At 60.4% G+C, this 17,948-nt stretch carries 16 protein-coding genes and 1 pseudogene; 6 read left to right on the plus strand and 11 right to left on the minus strand.

The features are described 5' to 3' along the window. The first annotated feature begins 208 nt into the window (after window positions 1–208). The 3 genes from ACQKP2_RS27325 to ACQKP2_RS27335 all read left to right on the plus strand — a co-directional run bounded on the left by ACQKP2_RS27325 (window position 209) and on the right by ACQKP2_RS27335 (window position 2,022). Window positions 209–484, plus strand: a complete 276-nt coding sequence (locus tag ACQKP2_RS27325; protein WP_427581105.1) for a polyhydroxyalkanoic acid system family protein — start codon at window positions 209–211, stop codon at window positions 482–484. A gap of 250 nt (window positions 485–734) precedes the next feature. Beyond that, a complete protein-coding gene (locus ACQKP2_RS27330; protein ID WP_427581106.1) occupies window positions 735–1,157 on the plus strand; it encodes a phasin family protein in 423 nt (140 codons plus the stop codon). A 10-nt stretch (window positions 1,158–1,167) separates the two neighbouring features. Beyond that, the gene (locus tag ACQKP2_RS27335) at window positions 1,168–2,022 is read left to right on the plus strand and encodes a phasin family protein (protein WP_427581107.1); all 855 of its coding nucleotides are present in this window, start codon (window positions 1,168–1,170) and stop codon (window positions 2,020–2,022) included. A 179-nt stretch (window positions 2,023–2,201) separates the two neighbouring features. On the opposite strand, the pseudogene ACQKP2_RS27340 reads toward ACQKP2_RS27335, so the two are convergent. The 11 genes and pseudogenes from ACQKP2_RS27340 to ACQKP2_RS27390 form a co-directional block, all read right to left on the minus strand. After that, window positions 2,202–2,300: pseudogene (locus ACQKP2_RS27340) on the minus strand (TetR/AcrR family transcriptional regulator); the annotation flags it as partial. 115 nt (window positions 2,301–2,415) lie between these two features. Beyond that, on the minus strand, window positions 2,416–3,036 hold the full coding sequence (locus tag ACQKP2_RS27345) for a TetR/AcrR family transcriptional regulator (RefSeq protein ID WP_427581108.1): 621 nt from the start codon (window positions 3,034–3,036) through the stop codon (window positions 2,416–2,418). 60 nt (window positions 3,037–3,096) lie between these two features. Continuing rightward, entirely contained in the window at window positions 3,097–4,779 is a 1,683-nt protein-coding gene (phaC, locus tag ACQKP2_RS27350; RefSeq protein ID WP_427581109.1) for a class II poly(R)-hydroxyalkanoic acid synthase, read from the minus strand. A gap of 114 nt (window positions 4,780–4,893) precedes the next feature. Then, a complete protein-coding gene (gene phaZ, locus ACQKP2_RS27355; protein WP_427581110.1) occupies window positions 4,894–5,748 on the minus strand; it encodes a poly(3-hydroxyalkanoate) depolymerase in 855 nt (284 codons plus the stop codon). Window positions 5,749–5,916: 168 nt separating this feature from the next. Beyond that, the gene (gene phaC / locus ACQKP2_RS27360; protein WP_427581111.1) at window positions 5,917–7,596 is read right to left on the minus strand and encodes a class II poly(R)-hydroxyalkanoic acid synthase; all 1,680 of its coding nucleotides are present in this window, start codon (window positions 7,594–7,596) and stop codon (window positions 5,917–5,919) included. Between the two features lie 261 nt (window positions 7,597–7,857). Then, a complete protein-coding gene (locus ACQKP2_RS27365; RefSeq protein ID WP_427581112.1) occupies window positions 7,858–8,229 on the minus strand; it encodes a gamma-butyrobetaine hydroxylase-like domain-containing protein in 372 nt (123 codons plus the stop codon). 136 nt (window positions 8,230–8,365) lie between these two features. After that, window positions 8,366–9,703: an HslU--HslV peptidase ATPase subunit gene (hslU, locus tag ACQKP2_RS27370; RefSeq protein ID WP_427581113.1), complete on the minus strand. Its 1,338-nt coding sequence runs from the start codon at window positions 9,701–9,703 to the stop codon at window positions 8,366–8,368. Between the two features lie 53 nt (window positions 9,704–9,756). Beyond that, window positions 9,757–10,296, minus strand: coding sequence for an ATP-dependent protease subunit HslV (gene hslV / locus ACQKP2_RS27375; RefSeq protein WP_427581114.1), 540 nt, complete (start codon window positions 10,294–10,296; stop codon window positions 9,757–9,759). Window positions 10,297–10,527: 231 nt separating this feature from the next. Then, a complete protein-coding gene (locus tag ACQKP2_RS27380) occupies window positions 10,528–11,244 on the minus strand; it encodes an SPOR domain-containing protein (RefSeq protein ID WP_427581115.1) in 717 nt (238 codons plus the stop codon). A gap of 1 nt (window position 11,245) precedes the next feature. Next, window positions 11,246–12,982, minus strand: a complete 1,737-nt coding sequence (gene argS / locus ACQKP2_RS27385) for an arginine--tRNA ligase (RefSeq protein WP_427581116.1) — start codon at window positions 12,980–12,982, stop codon at window positions 11,246–11,248. A 226-nt stretch (window positions 12,983–13,208) separates the two neighbouring features. Further along, window positions 13,209–15,428, minus strand: a complete 2,220-nt coding sequence (locus ACQKP2_RS27390) for a primosomal protein N' (RefSeq protein WP_427581117.1) — start codon at window positions 15,426–15,428, stop codon at window positions 13,209–13,211. A 287-nt stretch (window positions 15,429–15,715) separates the two neighbouring features. On the opposite strand from ACQKP2_RS27390, the gene rpmE reads away from it, so the two are divergent. From rpmE to ACQKP2_RS27405, 3 genes are all read left to right on the plus strand, one after another. After that, entirely contained in the window at window positions 15,716–15,934 is a 219-nt protein-coding gene (rpmE, locus tag ACQKP2_RS27395; protein ID WP_427581118.1) for a 50S ribosomal protein L31, read from the plus strand. A 35-nt stretch (window positions 15,935–15,969) separates the two neighbouring features. Continuing rightward, window positions 15,970–16,758, plus strand: a complete 789-nt coding sequence (locus ACQKP2_RS27400; RefSeq protein ID WP_427581119.1) for a thermonuclease family protein — start codon at window positions 15,970–15,972, stop codon at window positions 16,756–16,758. 182 nt (window positions 16,759–16,940) lie between these two features. Beyond that, window positions 16,941–17,948: malic enzyme-like NAD(P)-binding protein (locus ACQKP2_RS27405; RefSeq protein ID WP_427581120.1), on the plus strand; the 1,008-nt coding region annotated here is incomplete at its 3' end.

The raw sequence follows: 17,948 nt of genomic DNA on the forward strand, positions 1-17,948 counted from the left end.
AAGCCGAAGTGAGTGGTGGGTTCGGCATCGCTGCCTTTGCGCTGATCAGTCATATCGCTGTCACCAAAATTGAATGCGCGACATTCTAATCCCCAAGGGATGCTTTGTCTTGGCAAGGCTGAAGGTAAGATGGATCACCTTCGGGACGTTTTGCCGCAGCGGCGGTCAGGAACGACCGAACAAGCATTCATAAAGCAGGAGTCATTCGATGTCCCGTATTAGTGTTGAGCGTGCCCACGGCCTGGGTAAGGAAGCGGCGCGGGAAAAGGCCGACAAGTTGGCGCAGAAGCTGTCCGACCAATATGGCCTTGAGCCGCAATGGTCCGGTGATACCCTGAACCTCAAGCGTTCGGGTGTGAAGGGCGCCGTGCATGTCGCCGAAGATTCGATCCGTGTCGAGGTCGAACTGGGCCTGATGATGTCGGCCATGAGCGGCATGATCAAAGCGGAGATAGAAAAAGCGCTGGATAAGGCCCTGGTCTGATCCGGTCTTTGTGGTGAGTGGATAACCTTGTGGGAGCGGGCTTGCCCGCGATGAGGTCGGCATATCCAGTATCTTTATTTGCTGATCCACCGCCATCGCGGGCAAGCCCGCTCCCACAGGTTCCGTGTTTGCCCTGCTTGCTATTTATGTCAGTTGTTAGGGTGCCGTTTCTAATTTTTCTCCCTACTTTGTGCCTGAGCCCGGCATTGTCGCGGGCAGTTCCTCAAACCTTCTGCGCGTGAGGTGCACCATGGCCAAAGCTGTTTTGAAGAAAAAAATCGACGCCTCGACCAATACTCTGAAAGACGTCAAATCCTATGCCCGCAAGATCTGGCTGGCAGGCCTGGGTGCCTACACCAAGGTCGGCCAAGAGGGCAGCGAATACTTTCAAGAGCTGATCAAGGCTGGTCAAGCTGTTGAAACCAAAAGCAAAAAGGCAGTTGCTGAAAAGCTTGAAGCGGCGAACGCCGAAATCGATGAAGCCAAGAGTGAAGTGAGCACTTTCAGAGGCAAGGTCGAAGTGCAGCTCGACAAGGTCGAGAAGGCGTTCGACACGCGTGTCGCCAGTGCCTTGAATCGTATCGGCATTCCGTCTAAACATGACGTTGAGACACTCTCTGCTAAGCTCGATGAGTTGACGGCATTGCTCGAACGTGTCGCGCGTAAATCTTAAGGAGAACGGGATGGCTGTTAAAAAGAACACCGAAAAAGAAGGCAGCTCGTGGATCGGGAAAGTTGAAGAATACTCCCGAAAAATCTGGCTGGCTGGTTTAGGCGTGTACTCGAAGATCGACACTGACGGCAGCAAACTCTTCGATACATTGGTTAAGGACGGCGAGAAAGCCGAGAAGCTCACCAAGAGTGCCGTTGGCAAGAAAGTCGACGCCGCCAAGGATTCCGCTTCGTCGGCCAAGTCGCGCATCAGCGGCGTGAAAGACCGTGCACTGGGCAAGTGGGATGAGCTGGAAGGCGCTTTCGACAAGCGTCTGAACAGCGCCATTTCGCGTCTGGGTGTGCCGAGTCGCAGTGAAGTCAAGGCGCTGCACAGCAAGGTCGATACCCTGACCAAGCAAATTGAAAAACTGACCGGTGCCAAAGTCGCACCTGTTGCAGCAAAAACCGCAGCCGCCAAACCTGCTGCCAAGACCGCAGCCAAACCGCTGGCCAAAGCTGCGGCCAAACCGGCTGCGAAAACCGCCGCTGCCAAGCCTGCTGCTGCCAAGCCTGCCGCCAAACCGGTTGCAGCGAAAGCCGCCGCCAAACCGGCCGCCAAGCCTGCTGCTGCCAAACCGGCTGCGAAAACCGCCGCTGCCAAACCGGCTGCTGCCAAACCAGCGGCAAAACCTGCTGCTGCGAAGAAGCCTGCGGTGAAAAAACCAGCCGCTGCAAAAGCCGCTGTGCCGAAACCGGCAGTGGCCGCCGCCAAGCCGGCCGCCCCGGTAGCTCCGGTCAGCCCGGCGAACTCCGCCGCCGCGCCAACCCCTGCGGTAACCCCGACTGTCGCGCCAGCCCCATCGACGCCATCCAGTCAGTCCTGATCTTCAGGGCTCAAAAAAACGCCCGGCCTGCCAAGGTCGGGCGTTTTTGTTTGCACATGAAGATCCCTGTAGGAGCGAGCACGCTCGCGATGAACCCGAGTGCGCCGCGGGGTGTCAGGAGCCCAACGTTATCGTTGACGACCATCGCGAGCTTGCTCGCTCCTACAGGGGGAGGCGGGTTATTCGTGTTCTTCGAGGTACTGCATCGCCATCCGCTCAGTCGCCACCTTGATCGGCGGCAGCAGATGCGGCGCGACCAGCATCATGATCTGGTAAATCCCTGTAGGAGCGAGCATGCTCGCGATGAACCCGAGTGCGCCGCGGGGTGTCAGGAGCCCAACGTTATCGTTGACGACCATCGCGAGCTTGCTCGCTCCTACAGGGGGAGGCGGGTTATTCGTGTTCTTCGAGGTACTGCATCGCCATTCGCTCAGTCGCCACCTTGATCGGCGGCAGCAGATGCGGCGCGACCAGCATCATGATTTGGTAAACCACCAGTCGCACTTCTCCTTCCCGATCGAGAATTCGCTGGTAGTCCAGTGAAAACAGCAGGGTCATGGTGATCTGTTCCACCAGTTGACCCAGGGCTTGAGTGTCGCTGACCAACTGCCCTTGCGCTTTCAATCGCGCCAGCAACGATGCCAGTGTGCGCTTGAGTCCATTGAGCAGGTTGCGGATGCCCTTGGCCAGTTTCGGCAAGCGTCCGGCCAGGTTGGACAGGTCCTGGAACAGGAAACGGTAATGGGCCAGGCGTTCGACGATCAGGTGCAGGAACAGCCAGTAATCCGCGGGGGACAGCTCGACATCCGCCGGCGGGTCGAGCAAGGGAGCCAGCTCCGCCTGGAAACGTTCGAACAGGCCAAGAATCAAGGGCTCCTTACCGTGAAAGTGGTAGTAGAGGTTGCCCGGGCTGATGCCCATTTCGTTGGCCACTTCCATGGTGGAGACGTTCGGTTCGCCCTTCTGATTGAACAACTGCAGGGCACATTCGAGGATGCGGTCGCGGGTTTTCATCCAGTCTTCTTAAAGTTCGGGTCATGCCACGGCCGGCAGCGGCCGTGGTTTGTTTGAACGTCAGCGCACCCGTACATAGGTACCGGGCGCCGCCTCCATCGGTGGGTAATTCTGGTTGCCCAGGGTCATGATGGTTTCTTTTTGTTCGCCGGAGCGCTCCTGGATCCAGCTCAGCCATTGCGTCCACCAACTCCCGTCGACGTGTTTGGCGTCGTAGTACCAGGCGCGTGGGTCGCTGCTCAACTTGCCGTTTTCGACGTAGTTGGCTTTCGGGTTGCCCGGCGGGTTGAGGATGCTTTGCACATGACCGCTGTTGGACAGCACGAAGCGGCGCTCACCCCCCAGCAGCAACGTCGAGCGATACACCGCATCCCAGGGGGTGATGTGGTCGTTGATGCCGGCGACACTGAAGCTGTCGACGGTGACCTTCTGCAGGTCGATCGGTGTACCGCAGACTTCGAGACCGCCCGGGTGGCTCAGCGGGTTGTGCTTGAAGAAGTCGAGCAGGTCGCCATGCAGGGCCGCCGGCAAACGCGTGTTGTCGTTGTTCCAGTAGAGAATGTCGAAGGCTGGCGGCTCTTTGCCCAACAGGTAGTTATTGACGAAGTAACTCCAGATCAGGTCGTTGGGGCGCATCCACGCGAAGACCCGGGCCATGTCGCGACCGTCCAGCACGCCTTTCTGGTAGGAGCGGCGCTTGGCGGCTTCCAGTGTCTGCTCGTCGGCAAAGAGAGTCGCTGGCGAGTCCAGCTGGCTGTCGAGCAGGCTGACCAGGTAGGTCGCACTGGACACCCGCCGCAGTTGCCGCTTTGCCTGCAAGTGCCCTTGCAACGCGGCAATCGTCAGTCCGCCGGCACAGGCCCCCATCAGGTTGACCTCCCGTGCGCCACTGATCGCCCGACAGGCATTCATGGCTTCTTCCACCGCTTCAACGTAGGTCGACAAACCCCATTCACGATGGCGCACATCCGGGTTGCGCCAACTGATCACGAAGGTTTGCAGCCCATTCTTGAGCGCGAACTGGACGAAGCTGTTATGGGGGCTGAGATCGAAAATGTAGTACTTGTTGATCTGCGGCGGGACCACCAGCAGCGGTTTGGCATACTGCTTTTCGCTCATCGGCTTGTACTGGATCAGCTCCAGCAATTCGTTGCGAAACACCACGGCGCCGACGGAGGTGGCAACGGTCTTGCCGACCTCGAATGCCTGTTTCGTGACTTGCCGGGGCAAGCCATCGTTGTGCAGCAAATCGTCCAGCAAATGGCCGATCCCGCGGACCAGGCTGTTACCGCCTGAGTTGAAAATTTCCTTGATCGCCAGCGGATTGAGCAGGCTGTTGGATGGCGACATGGCGTCATTGAGCAAGGCGAATGCGAAGTGCGCGCGGGCACGATCGTCCGGGCTCATGCTGCTCTCGTCGATCCAGCTCTTGACCTGCTTTTGCCAGCTCAGGTAAGCCTGCAGGGTGCGACTGTAAAACGGGTTCAGGCTCCATGCCGGATCGGAGAAACGGCTGTCCTGCGGGTTGGTCGGGTGCAGGGTATCGCCCAGCAGGACGCGACCCAATTGGCTGCCGAGCTTCAAGGCGTGTCGAGCGGTGTGCACCGGGTTGCGCAGGCCATGGGCGGCAACACTGCGCAACGTCGAAATCAGATCCCGCCCTCGCAGGCCGGTAATCGCGCTTTGTGCATTGATGAACGCGGCGGGAGTGGGTAGTGACTCCCTCGCTGGTTTATCGCGCATGACTCAACACTCCTTCGTCTTCAGGCCAAATACAAACACACCGAACCAGAACACCATAGACGCTGTAACGGGATATTGCGTGGTACGGCTTCCTGCCGACCGTGGGTGGGACGATCAACCACCCAGTGGTGAGGGGTGTGGATGCATCACTGCACGCTGCCGCTCCTGCTCGAGAAACTTCATGATGATCGGCGCCACCGCTTCGGCGCGGGTGATCAGGAACAGATGCCCGTCATCGATGATGTGCAGTTGGGCATTGGGAATCCGCCAGGCCAGCAAGCGCATGTTGATCAGCGGGATCAGCGGGTCGTCGTCGCCGGCCAGCACCAGGGTCGGCTGGTGGATCTTGTGCAGCCAGTGAATGCTGGTCCAGCCCAGGCCTGCGAACAGCTGCCAGTAGTAACCGAGCTTGCCCGCCGAGCGCACCTTGGCAGCGTGACTCGCGGCGAGCGTCGGATCACGCCGGAACGAACCGCCATAGATCATCGGCGCGATGCGGATCACGTGCGAAGGCTGGATATAGCGTCGGGGGCTGGCCATCATCCACAGTACTTTCGGCTTGCCTGGCACCATCACGGCACCTGCTGCGGTAGCGGCCAGTACCAGCTTCTTGCAACGCTCCGGATAGTCATGCGCGAACTGCTGGGCGAGGGCGCCTCCCCAAGACACGCCAATCACGTTGACCTGTCCGTAGTCCAGGTAATCGAGCATGCGTGCCGTGAGTTTCGCCAGGCCGGGAAACCGGTAGGGTCGATTCGGCGTCGACGAGCCACCGACACCGGGCACGTCGAAGGCGATCACTTCCAGATCGGGGTCCAGTGCCGCGACAAACGGAAAAACCAGTTCCAGGTTGGCGCCGATGCCGTTGAATATCAGCAAGGGCGTCAAGTGAGGCTTGCCGGGGCGCACGGCCGTACGGAGGGTCTGGCCATCCAGGTCGACGGTACGGAAAATGAACGGTTGCGGCATGCTTCTGGCCCTGTGTCTCTCGAATTCTTCCCCGTCCCCGCCCACTGTAGGAGCGAGCATGCTCGCGATGGATTCCAGAGCTCCACGGGGTTCCAGGTGCCCCGCGTTTTCGTTGACGTCCATCGCGAGCTTGCTCGCTCCTACAGTGGGTAGGGCGAGGTGTGTCAGTTACCGCTCATGAACATAGGTACCTGGCGATGCTTCACCTGCCGGGTAAGCCCTGTTGCCCAGTTTGGTCGGTGCTTTTTTCATCTCGCCGGAACGCTCGGCCAACCAGTTCTGCCAATGCAGCCACCAGGAATCGGTGTGCTTGGTGGAGTTCTCTTGCCACTCCTCTGCGCTGTCGGCCATTTCCGTCCCGGTCATGTAACGGGATTTCGGATTGCCCGGCGGGTTCAGGATGCTCTGGATATGTCCGCTGCTGGAGAGCACGAACTCCACCTTGCCACCGAACAGTTGCGCCGATTTGTAGCAGGACTTCCACGGCGTGATGTGGTCGGTGGTGCCGGCCAGGGAAAAGATGTCGGCAGTCACCTGTTTCAGGTCGATGGCGGTCCCGCACACTTCAAGTGCATTGGGGCGAATCAGCGGGTTGTTCTTGAACATCTCGATCAGGTCGCCGTGGAACGCTGCCGGCAAACGCGTGGTGTCGTTGTTCCAGAACAGGATGTCGAACACCGGCGGCTCGTTGCCCAGCAGGTAGTTATTGACCCAGTAGTTCCAGATCAGGTCGTTGGGGCGCATCCAGGCGAAGACCTTGGCCATGTCCTTGCCTTCGAGTACGCCGGCCTGATACGAGTGGCGCTTGGCGCTCTCCAGGGTCTGTTCGTCGACGAACAGGGCAACGTCGCTGTCGAGGGTGGTGTCGAGCACGCTGACCAGCAGCGTCAGGGCATTGACCTTGTTCTGGCCAATGGCTGCGTAGTGGCCCAGCAGCGCGGTGCAGGTGATGCCGCCGGAGCAGGCGCCGAGCATGTTCACGTCTTTGCTGCCGGTGATGGCGGTGACCACATCGACCGCTTCCTTGAGCGCCTCGATGTAGGTCGACAGGCCCCACTCGCGCTGCTCCTTGGTCGGGTTGCGCCAGCTGACGATGAAGGTCTGCACGTTGCTGCGCAGGCAGAAGCGCGCCAGGCTCTTGTCGGGGCTCAGGTCGAATACATAGAACTTGTTGATTTGCGGTGGTACCACCAGCAATGGACGTTCGAGGACTTGCTCGGTGGTCGGTTTGTACTGGATCAGCTCCAGGACGTCGTTGCGGAAAACGACTGCGCCTTCGGTCACGCCCAGGCTCTTGCCTACCTCGAATGCGCCCATGTTGACCTGGCTCGGCATGCCGCCGTTATGGACGAGGTCCTTGGCCAGGTGCGAAAGACCGTCGAGCAGGCTTTTGCCGCCGGTTTCGAAGAAGCGTTTGACGGCCGCCGGGTTGGCAGCGGTGTTGGTCGGGGCGAACGCCTCAGTCATGAGGTTGATCACGAAGTGCCCGCGAGCAACGTCTTTGGACGAGAGTTTGCTGTCGTCGATCCAGTCGTGGAGTTCCTTGCGCCACGCCAGATAGGTTTGCATGTAACGTTTGTAGAGCGGGTTCTGGCTCCAGGCCGGGTCGACAAAACGACGGTCATCGTTAGCCGGTTGCAGTTCGGATTTGCCGAACAGCACGTTCTTGAGTTCAAGGCCGAAGTGCGCAACATGTTTGGCGCTGTGCACCGGTTGCTTGATGGCCTGCCTGAGCACCATTCGAGCAGAAGCCAGTAGATCCTTTCCACGCAGCCCAACGACAGGATTCAGTCCCAAGGTGTTTTCCGAGGCCTGATACTTCAAGTCATCGTTATTCTTGTTACTCATCTACGACGCTCCATTGTCCTGAGACGAGTACCCGGAGCTCCTGCTGTGCAGTCACACAGCCAATGCCAGGTACTACTGCTCGGGTGACCGTTAATACCGCATCGCTGCTTTTGGTTCGCAGAGATCACTGCAGGGAACCTGCCAAGTCCATTGGTTACCCGAGTTTAATTTTTTTCGCAAGCGGACCGATCATCGGTCTCGAAGCCGAGCATTCAAACAGATGAAATTAGAAAATGCCCTCTAAAGAGCAAGAGGCTCAGGCTAGAGCATCAGCTTGACGACGGATTCGTCCGGGTCGCGGCTTTTTCCGGCGGCTTTGAGTTCGGCGAGATAGTCCTCCCAGAGTGCGTCATAACGTCGCCCCAGCTCAAAGAGGTATTCCCAGGTGAACAGCCCGCTGTCATGGCCGTCGTCGAAGGTCAGTTTCAGTGCGTACTGACCGGCCGGTTCTATCTTGGTCAGGCCTACGTTGATCTTGCCGAATTGCAGGATGGGTTTGCCGTGGCCCTGGACCTCGGCGGAGGGAGAGTGCACGCGCAGGAACTCGGCGGGCAGGGTGAATTCCTCGCCGGACGCGTATTTGAGCGTCAGGGTTTTCGAGGCTTTGTGCAGTTTGATGTCGGTGGGGAGCATGGCCAAAGTTCCGTTGGGGAGGGAACCCTGTAGGAGCGAGCAAGCTCGCGATGGACGTCAACGATAACGCGGGGTACCTGATACCCCGCGGTGCTCTGGCATCCATCGCGAGCTTGCTCGCTCCTACAGGTCTGGCTTACAGGATATAACGGGACAGGTCTTCGTTCTGCGCCAATTCGCCCAGATGGTTGTTGACGTAGTCGGCGTCGATCTGGATCGCCTTGTCATCGTGGGCGCTGGCCAGGTCGCCGGCGCTGAACGACAGCTCTTCGAGCAGGCGCTCAAGCAGGGTGTGCAGACGACGGGCACCGATGTTCTCGGTTTTCTCGTTGACCTGCCAGGCGATCTCGGCGATGCGCTTGATGCCGCTTGGCTGGAATTCGATGGTCAGGCCTTCGGTTTTCAGCAGTGCGCAATATTGCTCGGTGAGCGATGCATGCGGCTCGCTGAGGATGCGCTCGAAGTCTTGCGGCGACAGCGCCTTGAGCTCGACACGAATCGGCAGGCGACCCTGCAGTTCTGGCACCAGATCGCTCGGCTTGCTCAGGTGGAAAGCACCGGAAGCAATGAACAGGATGTGGTCGGTCTTGACCATGCCCAGTTTGGTATTGACGGTGCAGCCTTCGATCAGCGGCAGCAAGTCACGCTGCACACCTTCGCGCGAGACGTCGGCGCCGCCCACGTTGCCGCGTTTGGCGACCTTGTCGATTTCGTCGATGAACACGATGCCGTGCTGCTCGACCGCTTCCAGGGCCTTGGCTTTCAATTCTTCATCGTTGACCAGGCGGCTGGCTTCTTCGTCGCGTACCAGTTTCAGCGCTTCCTTGACCTTGAGCTTGCGGCTCTTGCGTTTGCCCTTGCCCATGTTGGCGAACAGGCTCTGCAATTGGTTGGTCATTTCTTCCATGCCCGGAGGCGCGGAGATATCGACGCCGGACATTTCGGCCACTTCGATCTCGATCTCCTTGTCGTCCAGCTGACCCTCGCGCAGGCGCTTGCGGAACAGCTGACGGGTGTTGGAGTCGGTGGTCGGGGCGTCGTCGTTGCTGAAGCCCATGCGTGCCGGTGGCAACAGCGCATCGAGGATGCGCTCTTCGGCGGCGTCTTCGGCGCGATGGCGAACCTTGGTGATTTCCTGTTCGCGCAGCAGCTTGATCGCGGCGTCGGCCAGGTCACGAATGATCGATTCGACGTCGCGACCTACGTAGCCGACTTCGGTGAACTTGGTCGCTTCGACCTTGATGAACGGTGCATTGGCCAGCTTGGCCAGGCGACGGGCGATTTCGGTTTTACCGACGCCGGTCGGGCCGATCATCAGGATGTTTTTCGGCGTTACTTCAACGCGCAGCTCTTCAGGCAGCTGCATCCGGCGCCAGCGATTGCGCAGGGCAATGGCGACGGCGCGCTTGGCATCGTCCTGGCCGATGATATGGCGATTGAGTTCGTGGACGATTTCACGGGGAGTCATGGACATAATAATTGGCGGACCTTGAACGAAGTGAGTCGTGGCATGCGGCCGAAACAGACTTACTCGTCGCCTTTGGCGCAGTCCTGCTCCTCAATGGTCTGGGTGTGGTTGGTGAATACGCAGATGTCGCCGGCGATGCCCAGGGCGGTCTCGACGATTTCCCGGGCCGACAGGTCGGTTTTCTTCAGCAGTGCGCTGGCGGCAGCCTGGGCAAAGGCGCCACCGGAACCCATGGCGATCAGGCCATGTTCTGGCTCGACCACGTCACCGTTGCCGGTGATGATCAGGGAGGCGTCTTTGTTGGCCACTGCGAGCATGGCTTCAAGGCGGCTCAGGGAGCGGTCGGTGCGCCATTCTTTGGCGAGTTCGACGGCGGCACGCACCAGATGGCCCTGATGCTTCTCCAGCTGACCTTCGAAACGTTCGAAAAGGGTGAAGGCGTCAGCGGTGGCGCCAGCAAAGCCGGCGAGGACTTCACCGTGGTACAGGCGACGAACTTTCTTGGCGTTGCCTTTCATCACGGTATTGCCGAGAGAAACCTGGCCGTCGCCGCCCATGACGACTTTGCCTTGGCGGCGAACTGAAACGATGGTGGTCAAGGGAAGAGTCTCCACGCAGCGGGGCGAAAATGCCTATGGCAACTCATATGGGGGTGGTACCGAGGATTTCAACTGTACGGCGGGAGAGGGGACGAGTGGTGTGCGTCAGATCAGGGAGAAGTAGCGCTGGACATTGCGTCATCGCGAGCAGGCTCGCTCCCACAGGATCACAGGGAACTCTGTGGGAGCGAGCCTGCTCGCGATGAAGATGACTCGGTACTTTTGACGGAATCAGCGGCTCTGGCGTTGTTGTAACAGCAGATTGCTGAAGCCGGCGCCGGCCAATTGCTTCTGCGCGGTGGTCAGCTGTTCACGATTGCTGAACGGTCCGACCAGTACCCGATACCAGGTCTCGTCTTTCACCGTGCCGGATTCGACCGCCACAGCCTGGCCGAGCAGGATGATTTGTGCACGAACCTTGTCCGCATCGGCTTCCTTGCGGAACGAACCGGCCTGCAGGAAGAACTTGGTGACCGGTGCGGCCTTGGTGACGGGCGGTGCCGGTGGCGGTGTAATGCCGGACAGGGCCGCCTGGGCGCGAGCCGTATCGATCTTCGCCGCTTCCGCCGGAGTCACCGGCGTGGTCGGAATGGCAGGTACCTGTGGCGTCGGCAGGGTTTTTTCCGGCACGGCATCCGGCGGCACGATGACCTCCGATTCCGGCAGCAGGGTGTAGAAGTCGTACTTCGGCTTCACCGGTTGCGCCGGGCTTGGTGGGGTCTTGTTGGCTTCGGCGATCTTGCTGGCCTTCTGCTGTTCGATCTTCTCGACCTTTTCGCGCTTGACCGTGTCGCTGCCTTTGCCTGGTTCCAACTTCATCAGGAATACGATGAATGCACCGACCGTCAGGCCAATGGCCATCCACAGCCAGCCCGGGATCGGCTGTTTTGCTGGAGCTTGGTAACGGCTGGCGCCACGCTTGGGTGCAGGTTTTTTCTTGGCAGCCAACTTACATTCGCTCCAGAGTTTCCAGGCCCAGGAGTTCCAGGCCTTGCTTGAGGGTGCGTCCGGTCAGTGCGGCGAGGCGCAGGCGGCTCTGCATCTGCTCCGGGGTGTCGGCGGCCAGGATCGGGCAATTCTCGTAGAAGCTGGAGAACAGGCCGGCGACGTCATACAGGTAAGTGCAGAGCGTGTGTGGCGTGCCTTTGTCGGACACGTTGTTCAGTACTTCGCCGAATTGCGCGAGTTTCGCGGCCAGTTCGTGCTCGTGTGCAGCTTCGAGGACGATCTGGCCTTCGATTTCGCTGAAGTCCTTGCCGAGTTTGCGGAACACGCCAGCCACGCGGGTGTAGGCGTACAGCAGGTAAGGCGCGGTGTTGCCTTCGAAATTCAGCATCAGGTCGAAGTTGAAGCTGTAGTCGCTGGTGCGGTGCTTGGACAGGTCGGCGTATTTCACCGCGCCGATACCCACGACCTTGGCGATGCTGCGCAAGTCGGCTTCGGCCAGTTCCGGGTTCTTGTCCTTCACCAGTGTGTAGGCGCGTTCCTGGGCTTCGGTCAGCAGGTCGATCAGCTTCACGGTACCGCCGTCGCGGGTCTTGAACGGACGACCATCGGCGCCGTTCATGGTGCCGAAGCCCATGTGCTCCATTTCCATCGGATGCGTCACGAACCCGGCCTTGCGTGCCACGGCGAATACTTGCTGGAAATGCAGGGCCTGGCGCTGGTCGACGAAATACAGCGCACGGTCGGCCTTGAGCTTGCCGCTGCGATAGCGCACGGCGGCCAGGTCGGTGGTGGCGTAGAGGTAACCGCCATCGGCCTTGACGATGATCACCGGCAGCGGATCACCGTCGGCATTCTTGAACTCGTCCAGGAACACGCACTGGGCGCCGTTGCTTTCAACCAGCATGCCAGCGGCCTTGAGGTCGTTGACCACGTTGATCAGATCATCGTTGTAGGCGCTTTCGCCCATGACGTCGGCCATGGTCAGCTTGACGTTGAGCAGTTCGTAGATTTTCTGGCAGTGGGACAGCGAGATGTCCTTGAACTTGGTCCACAGGGCCAGGCAGTCCGCATCGCCGGCCTGCAGCTTGACCACCAGGCCGCGGGCGCGGTCGGCGAACTCTTCGGACTCGTCGAAGCGCTGCTTGGCGGCACGGTAGAAGTTTTCCAGGTCCGACAGCTCGTCGCTGGTGATCGGGTTTTCCTGCAGGTAAGCCATCAGCATGCCGAACTGGGTGCCCCAGTCGCCCACGTGGTTCTGACGGATCACGGTATCGCCCAGAAACTCCAGCACCCTGGCCACACCGTCACCGATGATGGTCGAGCGCAGGTGGCCAACGTGCATTTCCTTGGCCAGGTTGGGGGCCGACAGGTCGACAACGGTGCGCTGTACCGGGCCGGCCTTGCGCACACCGATGCGCTCATCGGCCAGGGCCGCGTCCAGGCGCGTTGCCAGAGCCTGGGTGTTCTGGAAGAAGTTCAGGAAACCGGGGCCGGCGATTTCGGCCTTGGAGACGTTTTCATCGGCCGGCAGCGCGGCGATGATTTTTTCCGCCAGGTCACGCGGTTTCATGCCTGCCGGTTTGGCCAGCATCATGGCGATGTTGCTGGCGAAGTCGCCATGGGTCTTGTCGCGGGAGTTTTCCACCTGGATCGCCGGCGTCAGGCCTTCAGGCAACACACCTTCGTTGACGAGTTGGGTGATGGCTTGTTGGATCAGCTGGCGAATGGTGTCTTTCATGGTCTTCTCTTTCAACCGCATGCGCGGCGGCGCTTCGATGCGCTGGTGGAAAAACTGGGCATTATCCGTTGCCAGGGCTGGCTTGCCAACTATAGCGGGCAGGTTATGGATATGCGGTGACAAGTTGGACCTCTTTCCCTGTAGGAGCCAGGCTTGCCGGCGAAGGTGCCCGTGAGATCGCCTTCGCCGGCAAGCCTGGCTCCTACGAGAGAAGGCGATTTATCTATCAATACAGATCGACGGGATCAACATCCAGGGACCAGCGCACTGCACGCCCGCTCGGCATTTGCTCCAGCACCAACAGCCAACTGGCGAGCAGCCGGTGCAGCGGTGCCCGGGCGGTCGCCTGCAGTAGCAACTGGGCCCGGAAGCGCCCGGCGCGCCGCTCCATCGGTGCGGGCACCGGCCCAAGCAGCTCGATGCCGGTCAGGTTCTGCTCGGCCAGCAGGCGCTCGGCCTCGCTGCACGCTTCATCGAGAAACCCTTCGGCCTGACCCGGTTTGTGCGCTTCGGCGCGCAACAGCGCCAAGTGGGCGAACGGCGGCAGGCCGGCGGCGCGACGCTCGCTCAGGGCCTGTTCGGCGAAGGCGAAGTAGCCCTGCTCGGTCAGTTGCACCAGTAGAGGGTGGTCGGCCAGGTGTGTCTGGATGATCACTTTGCCGGGTTCTTCCGCCCGCCCGGCCCGTCCGGCGACCTGGACGATCAATTGCGCCATGCGCTCGCTGGCACGGAAGTCGCCGGAAAACAGACCGCCGTCGGCATCGAGGATCGACACCAGGGTCACCCGTGGGAAGTGGTGCCCTTTGGCGAGCATTTGTGTACCCACCAGAATGCACGGCTGGCCCTTCTGGATGGTTGCGAACAGCTGATTCATCGCATCCTTGCGCGATGTGCTGTCGCGGTCGACTCGCAGCACCGGGTAATCGGGGAACAGAATCGACAGGCGTTCTTCGGCGCGCTCGGTGCCCGCACCCACCGGGCGCAGATCGACCCTGTTGCACTTGGGGCACTGGCGCGGCACGCGTTCGACGTAACCGCAATGATGGCAGCGCAATTCGCCATAGCGCTGGTGCACCGTCATGCGTGCATCGCAGCGTTGGCACTCGGACATCCAGCCGCAGTCATGGCAGAGCAGGGTCGGGGCGAAGCCCCGGCGGTTGAGGAAAACCAGCACCTGTTGGCCTGCGGCGAGGGTCTGGCCGATGGCTTGCTGCATCGGCCCGGAAATCCCGCTGTCCAGTGGGCGGCTCTTCACATCCAGGCGCAGGAAGCGAGGCTGTTTGGCCCCGCCGGCGCGTTCATTCAGTCGCAGCAGGCCATATCGGCCGGTGTGGGCGTTGTGCAGGCTTTCCAGTGAGGGTGTCGCGGAGCCCAGGACAATCGGTATGTTTTCCTGTCGCGCACGCACCAGTGCCAGGTCGCGGGCGTGGTAGCGCAGGCCTTCCTGCTGTTTATAGGAGCCGTCATGCTCCTCATCGATAATGATCAGCCCCGGATTTTTCATCGGTGTGAACAGCGCCGAACGGGTGCCGATAATGATGTCGGCCTCGCCGTCGCGGGCGGCGAGCCAGGCATCGAGGCGTTCGCGGTCGTTGACCGCCGAGTGAATCAGGGCAATGCGCGCATTGAACCGTTGTTCGAAGCGCGCCAGGGTTTGCGGGCCGAGGTTGATTTCCGGAATCAGTACCAGCGCTTGCTTGCCGGCCTCCAGGGTTTCGCGGATCAGTTGCAAATACACTTCGGTCTTGCCGCTGCCGGTCACGCCGGCCAGCAGGAAGGCATGATAGCTGTCGAACCCGGCGCGAATGGCTTCACAGGCGGCGCGCTGTTCTGCGTTCAACGGCAGCTCTGGCTGCGCGAGCCAGTGTTCGTGACGCGCGCCGGGCGCATGCTTGCGGATTTCGACTTGCACCAGGTCCTTGGCCAGTAGCAAATCGAGGCTGTCCTTGCTCAGCTTCAGTTTGCCCAGCAATGCATGGGGTACCCCGTGAGGGTGTTGGGCCAGCGTCGCCAGGGCTTCACGCTGGCGCGGAGCGCGGGCGATGCGTGGGTCATCAAGGCGTGCGCCGGGGGCGGCAGACCAGAAGCGCTCCTGCCGCGCCTCGGCCAGCTCGCCCTGGCGCAGCAGCGTCGGCAACGCCCAGCTCAAGGTGTCGCCAAGGCTGTGCTGGTAGTACTGGGATGTCCACAGGCACAACTTGAACAGCGTTGCAGGCAGCGGCGGCGTGGTGTCGAGCAGTGCCAGGGCGGGCTTGAGTTTTTCCGCCGGGACGTCGCTGGTGTCGGTGATCTCCACCAGAATCCCGATCATCTCGCGCCGACCGAACGGTACCCGCAGGCGCATGCCGGGGTGCAACCGGGCGCGTGGGACCCCCGCCGGCGCGCGGTAATCGAACAGGCGGCGCAGGGGCGAAGGCAGGGCGAGGCGCAAGATGGCGTCGGGCACGCGGGGGGATCTCGGTCAGCGGGTATATAAGGTTGGCGAGTGACCTGTGGGAGCGAGCCTGCTCGCGAATGCAGTGAGTCAGGCGACATTTATGTGCCTGATAAGTCGCGTTCGCGGGCAAGCCTCGTTCCTACAAGGGGATTGCGCATTGGGTCGGGAGCCTAGCAGACGGTCGGTCCGAGCAACAACTTGCGTGATCGGGATTGTCTGGTAGAATCCGCGGCCTAATTACGTGCGGTATTCAACAATAGTGTTGGGTGGCGGCACGCTAGCCTGAGGAAGACACCATGAAACCAGAAATTCACCCAGAATACCCAGTAGTTGCTGTTTCCTGCAGCTGCGGCAACAAGTTCGAAACCCGTTCGACCTTCGGCAAAGCCCTGGCGATCGACGTTTGCAACGAGTGCCACCCGTTCTACACCGGTAAGCAAAAGACTCTGGACACTGGCGGCCGCGTTCAGAAGTTCGCCGACCGCTTCGGTGCTTTCGGCGCGAAAAAGGCCTAAGGCCAATCAACTTGGGAAGCCGTTTCGGTTTTTCCATGCTGATGAAAAAGGCGTCCCTTGTGGGCGCCTTTTTTGTGCCCGCGATTTGGCTCTCTGCGGCCCAGGCCTTTTGCCCGGTGCCGGGCGGCCTGGAAACTGTTGCCGTACAGCGTGTGGTGGATGGCGACACCTTGCGTTTGAACGATGGCCGCAGCGTGCGCATGATCGGCTTGAATACGCCGGAGCTGGGCAAGAAAGGCCGCTCCGACGAGCCGTTCGCGGTGGTTGCGCGCAAGCGTCTCGAAGCCCTGGTGTCAGCCAGCAACGGACGGGTCGGCTTGCAGCCGGGTAAAGAGAGCAAGGATCGCTACGGCCGCACCCTGGCCCATGTCTACGGCGCTGACGGTGCCAATCTCGAAGCGCAAATGCTCGCAGAAGGCCTCGGCTTTCTCGTCGCCATTCAACCGAACGTCGATCTGGTCGATTGTCAGCAGGCTGCGGAGCGCAGCGCCCGTCAGGCCGGGCTCGGCGTTTGGCGCCAGTCACCTGTATTGAAAGCGGATCAGATCAGCGCAGCCGGTTTTGCGGTGCTCAGTGGTCGTGTGAGCAGGGTCCAACGCAATCGCGGTGGGCTTTGGATCGAATTACAGGATGCGGTTGTACTGCGCGTTGCACCCAATTTGCTGGAACGTTTCGATGTTGCCTCGCTTGAAAGGCTCAAAGGTCAGCAGATTGAGGCGCGTGGCTGGGTACTGGATCGTTCGCGTCGTGGCGGACTCAAGGAAGGTCAGGCGCGCTGGATGTTGCCGTTGACGGATCCGGCGATGCTTCAGGTTGCGCAGTAACAAAAAATTGTAGACATTTTTTCTGTCAATTGTGAACAGTCTATCCCTTCTGTTCCGCGGCTCTTGGCCCAAAGTCGTAGGGTAGGGCGCTTGACAGGGGTGACCGGTCAGTCTTGTGGGGATTTTGCGAGGCGCGTATCCTCGCTGACCAGTCTGTCCAACAGTAAAAGCGGAATGCCCACATGTCTGATTTGAAAACTGCCGCTCTCGAATATCACGCCAACCCTCGTCCAGGGAAACTGAGCGTCGAACTTACCAAGGCCACCGCTACCGCCCGCGATCTGTCGCTGGCCTACAGCCCCGGCGTAGCCGAACCAGTACGTGAAATCGCCCGCGATCCTGAACTGGCCTACAAGTACACCGGCAAAGGCAACCTGGTTGCAGTCATTTCCGATGGCACCGCGATTCTTGGCCTGGGTAACCTCGGCCCACTGGCTTCCAAGCCAGTGATGGAAGGTAAAGGCGTACTGTTCAAGCGCTTCGCCGGCATCGACGTTTTCGACATCGAAGTCGATTCCGAAAGCCCGCAAGCCTTCATCGACACCGTCAAGCGCATCTCCATCACCTTCGGTGGCATCAACCTGGAAGACATCAAGGCGCCAGAGTGCTTCGAGATCGAGCGCGCCCTGATCGAGCAATGCGACATTCCGGTGTTCCACGATGACCAGCACGGTACCGCCATCGTGACCGCGGCCGGCATGATCAACGCCCTGGAAATCGCCGGCAAGACCCTGGCTGAAGCCAAGATCGTCTGCCTCGGTGCTGGCGCTGCCGCCATCTCCTGCATGAAATTGCTGGTGAGCATGGGCGCCAACATCGAAAACATCTACATGATCGACCGTACCGGTGTGATTCACTCCGGTCGTGATGATCTGAACCAGTACAAGGCTGTCTTCGCGCACGCGACCGACAAGCGCACCCTGGCCGACGCCCTGCAAGGCGCAGACGTGTTCGTTGGTCTGTCCGGCCCGAACCTGCTGAGCCCGGAAGGCCTGAAGTCGATGGCTGCCAACCCGATCGTGTTCGCCTGCTCGAACCCGGATCCGGAAATCTCCCCGGAACTGGCTCACGCCACCCGTAGCGACGTGATCATGGCCACTCCGAGGCGATTGCCAGGGATGGTCTGCAACTGGCCGGTTGGGTGGCCAATATCATCGATCCGAAGACCTCGCGCCTGGAAGAAAACCTGG

The sequence above is a fragment of the Pseudomonas sp. NPDC089569 genome, assembly GCF_050280625.1.
In the GTDB taxonomy this organism is placed as follows: Bacteria; Pseudomonadota; Gammaproteobacteria; order Pseudomonadales; family Pseudomonadaceae; genus Aquipseudomonas.

Bases quoted from the DNA above. Each gene is read 5' to 3' on its own strand.
- ACQKP2_RS27325 (WP_427581105.1), top strand. From the start codon at position 209: ATGTCCCGTATTAGTGTTGAGCGTGCCCACGGCCTGGGTAAGGAAGCG.
- ACQKP2_RS27330 (WP_427581106.1), top strand. From the start codon at position 735: ATGGCCAAAGCTGTTTTGAAGAAAAAAATCGACGCCTCGACCAATACT.
- ACQKP2_RS27335 (WP_427581107.1), top strand. From the start codon at position 1,168: ATGGCTGTTAAAAAGAACACCGAAAAAGAAGGCAGCTCGTGGATCGGG.
- ACQKP2_RS27345 (WP_427581108.1), bottom strand. From the start codon at position 3,036: ATGAAAACCCGCGACCGCATCCTCGAATGTGCCCTGCAGTTGTTCAAT.
- phaC (WP_427581109.1), bottom strand. From the start codon at position 4,779: ATGCGCGATAAACCAGCGAGGGAGTCACTACCCACTCCCGCCGCGTTC.
- phaZ (WP_427581110.1), bottom strand. From the start codon at position 5,748: ATGCCGCAACCGTTCATTTTCCGTACCGTCGACCTGGATGGCCAGACC.
- phaC (WP_427581111.1), bottom strand. From the start codon at position 7,596: ATGAGTAACAAGAATAACGATGACTTGAAGTATCAGGCCTCGGAAAAC.
- ACQKP2_RS27365 (WP_427581112.1), bottom strand. From the start codon at position 8,229: ATGCTCCCCACCGACATCAAACTGCACAAAGCCTCGAAAACCCTGACG.
- hslU (WP_427581113.1), bottom strand. From the start codon at position 9,703: ATGTCCATGACTCCCCGTGAAATCGTCCACGAACTCAATCGCCATATC.
- argS (WP_427581116.1), bottom strand. From the start codon at position 12,982: ATGAAAGACACCATTCGCCAGCTGATCCAACAAGCCATCACCCAACTC.
- rpmE (WP_427581118.1), top strand. From the start codon at position 15,716: ATGAAACCAGAAATTCACCCAGAATACCCAGTAGTTGCTGTTTCCTGC.
- ACQKP2_RS27400 (WP_427581119.1), top strand. From the start codon at position 15,970: ATGCTGATGAAAAAGGCGTCCCTTGTGGGCGCCTTTTTTGTGCCCGCG.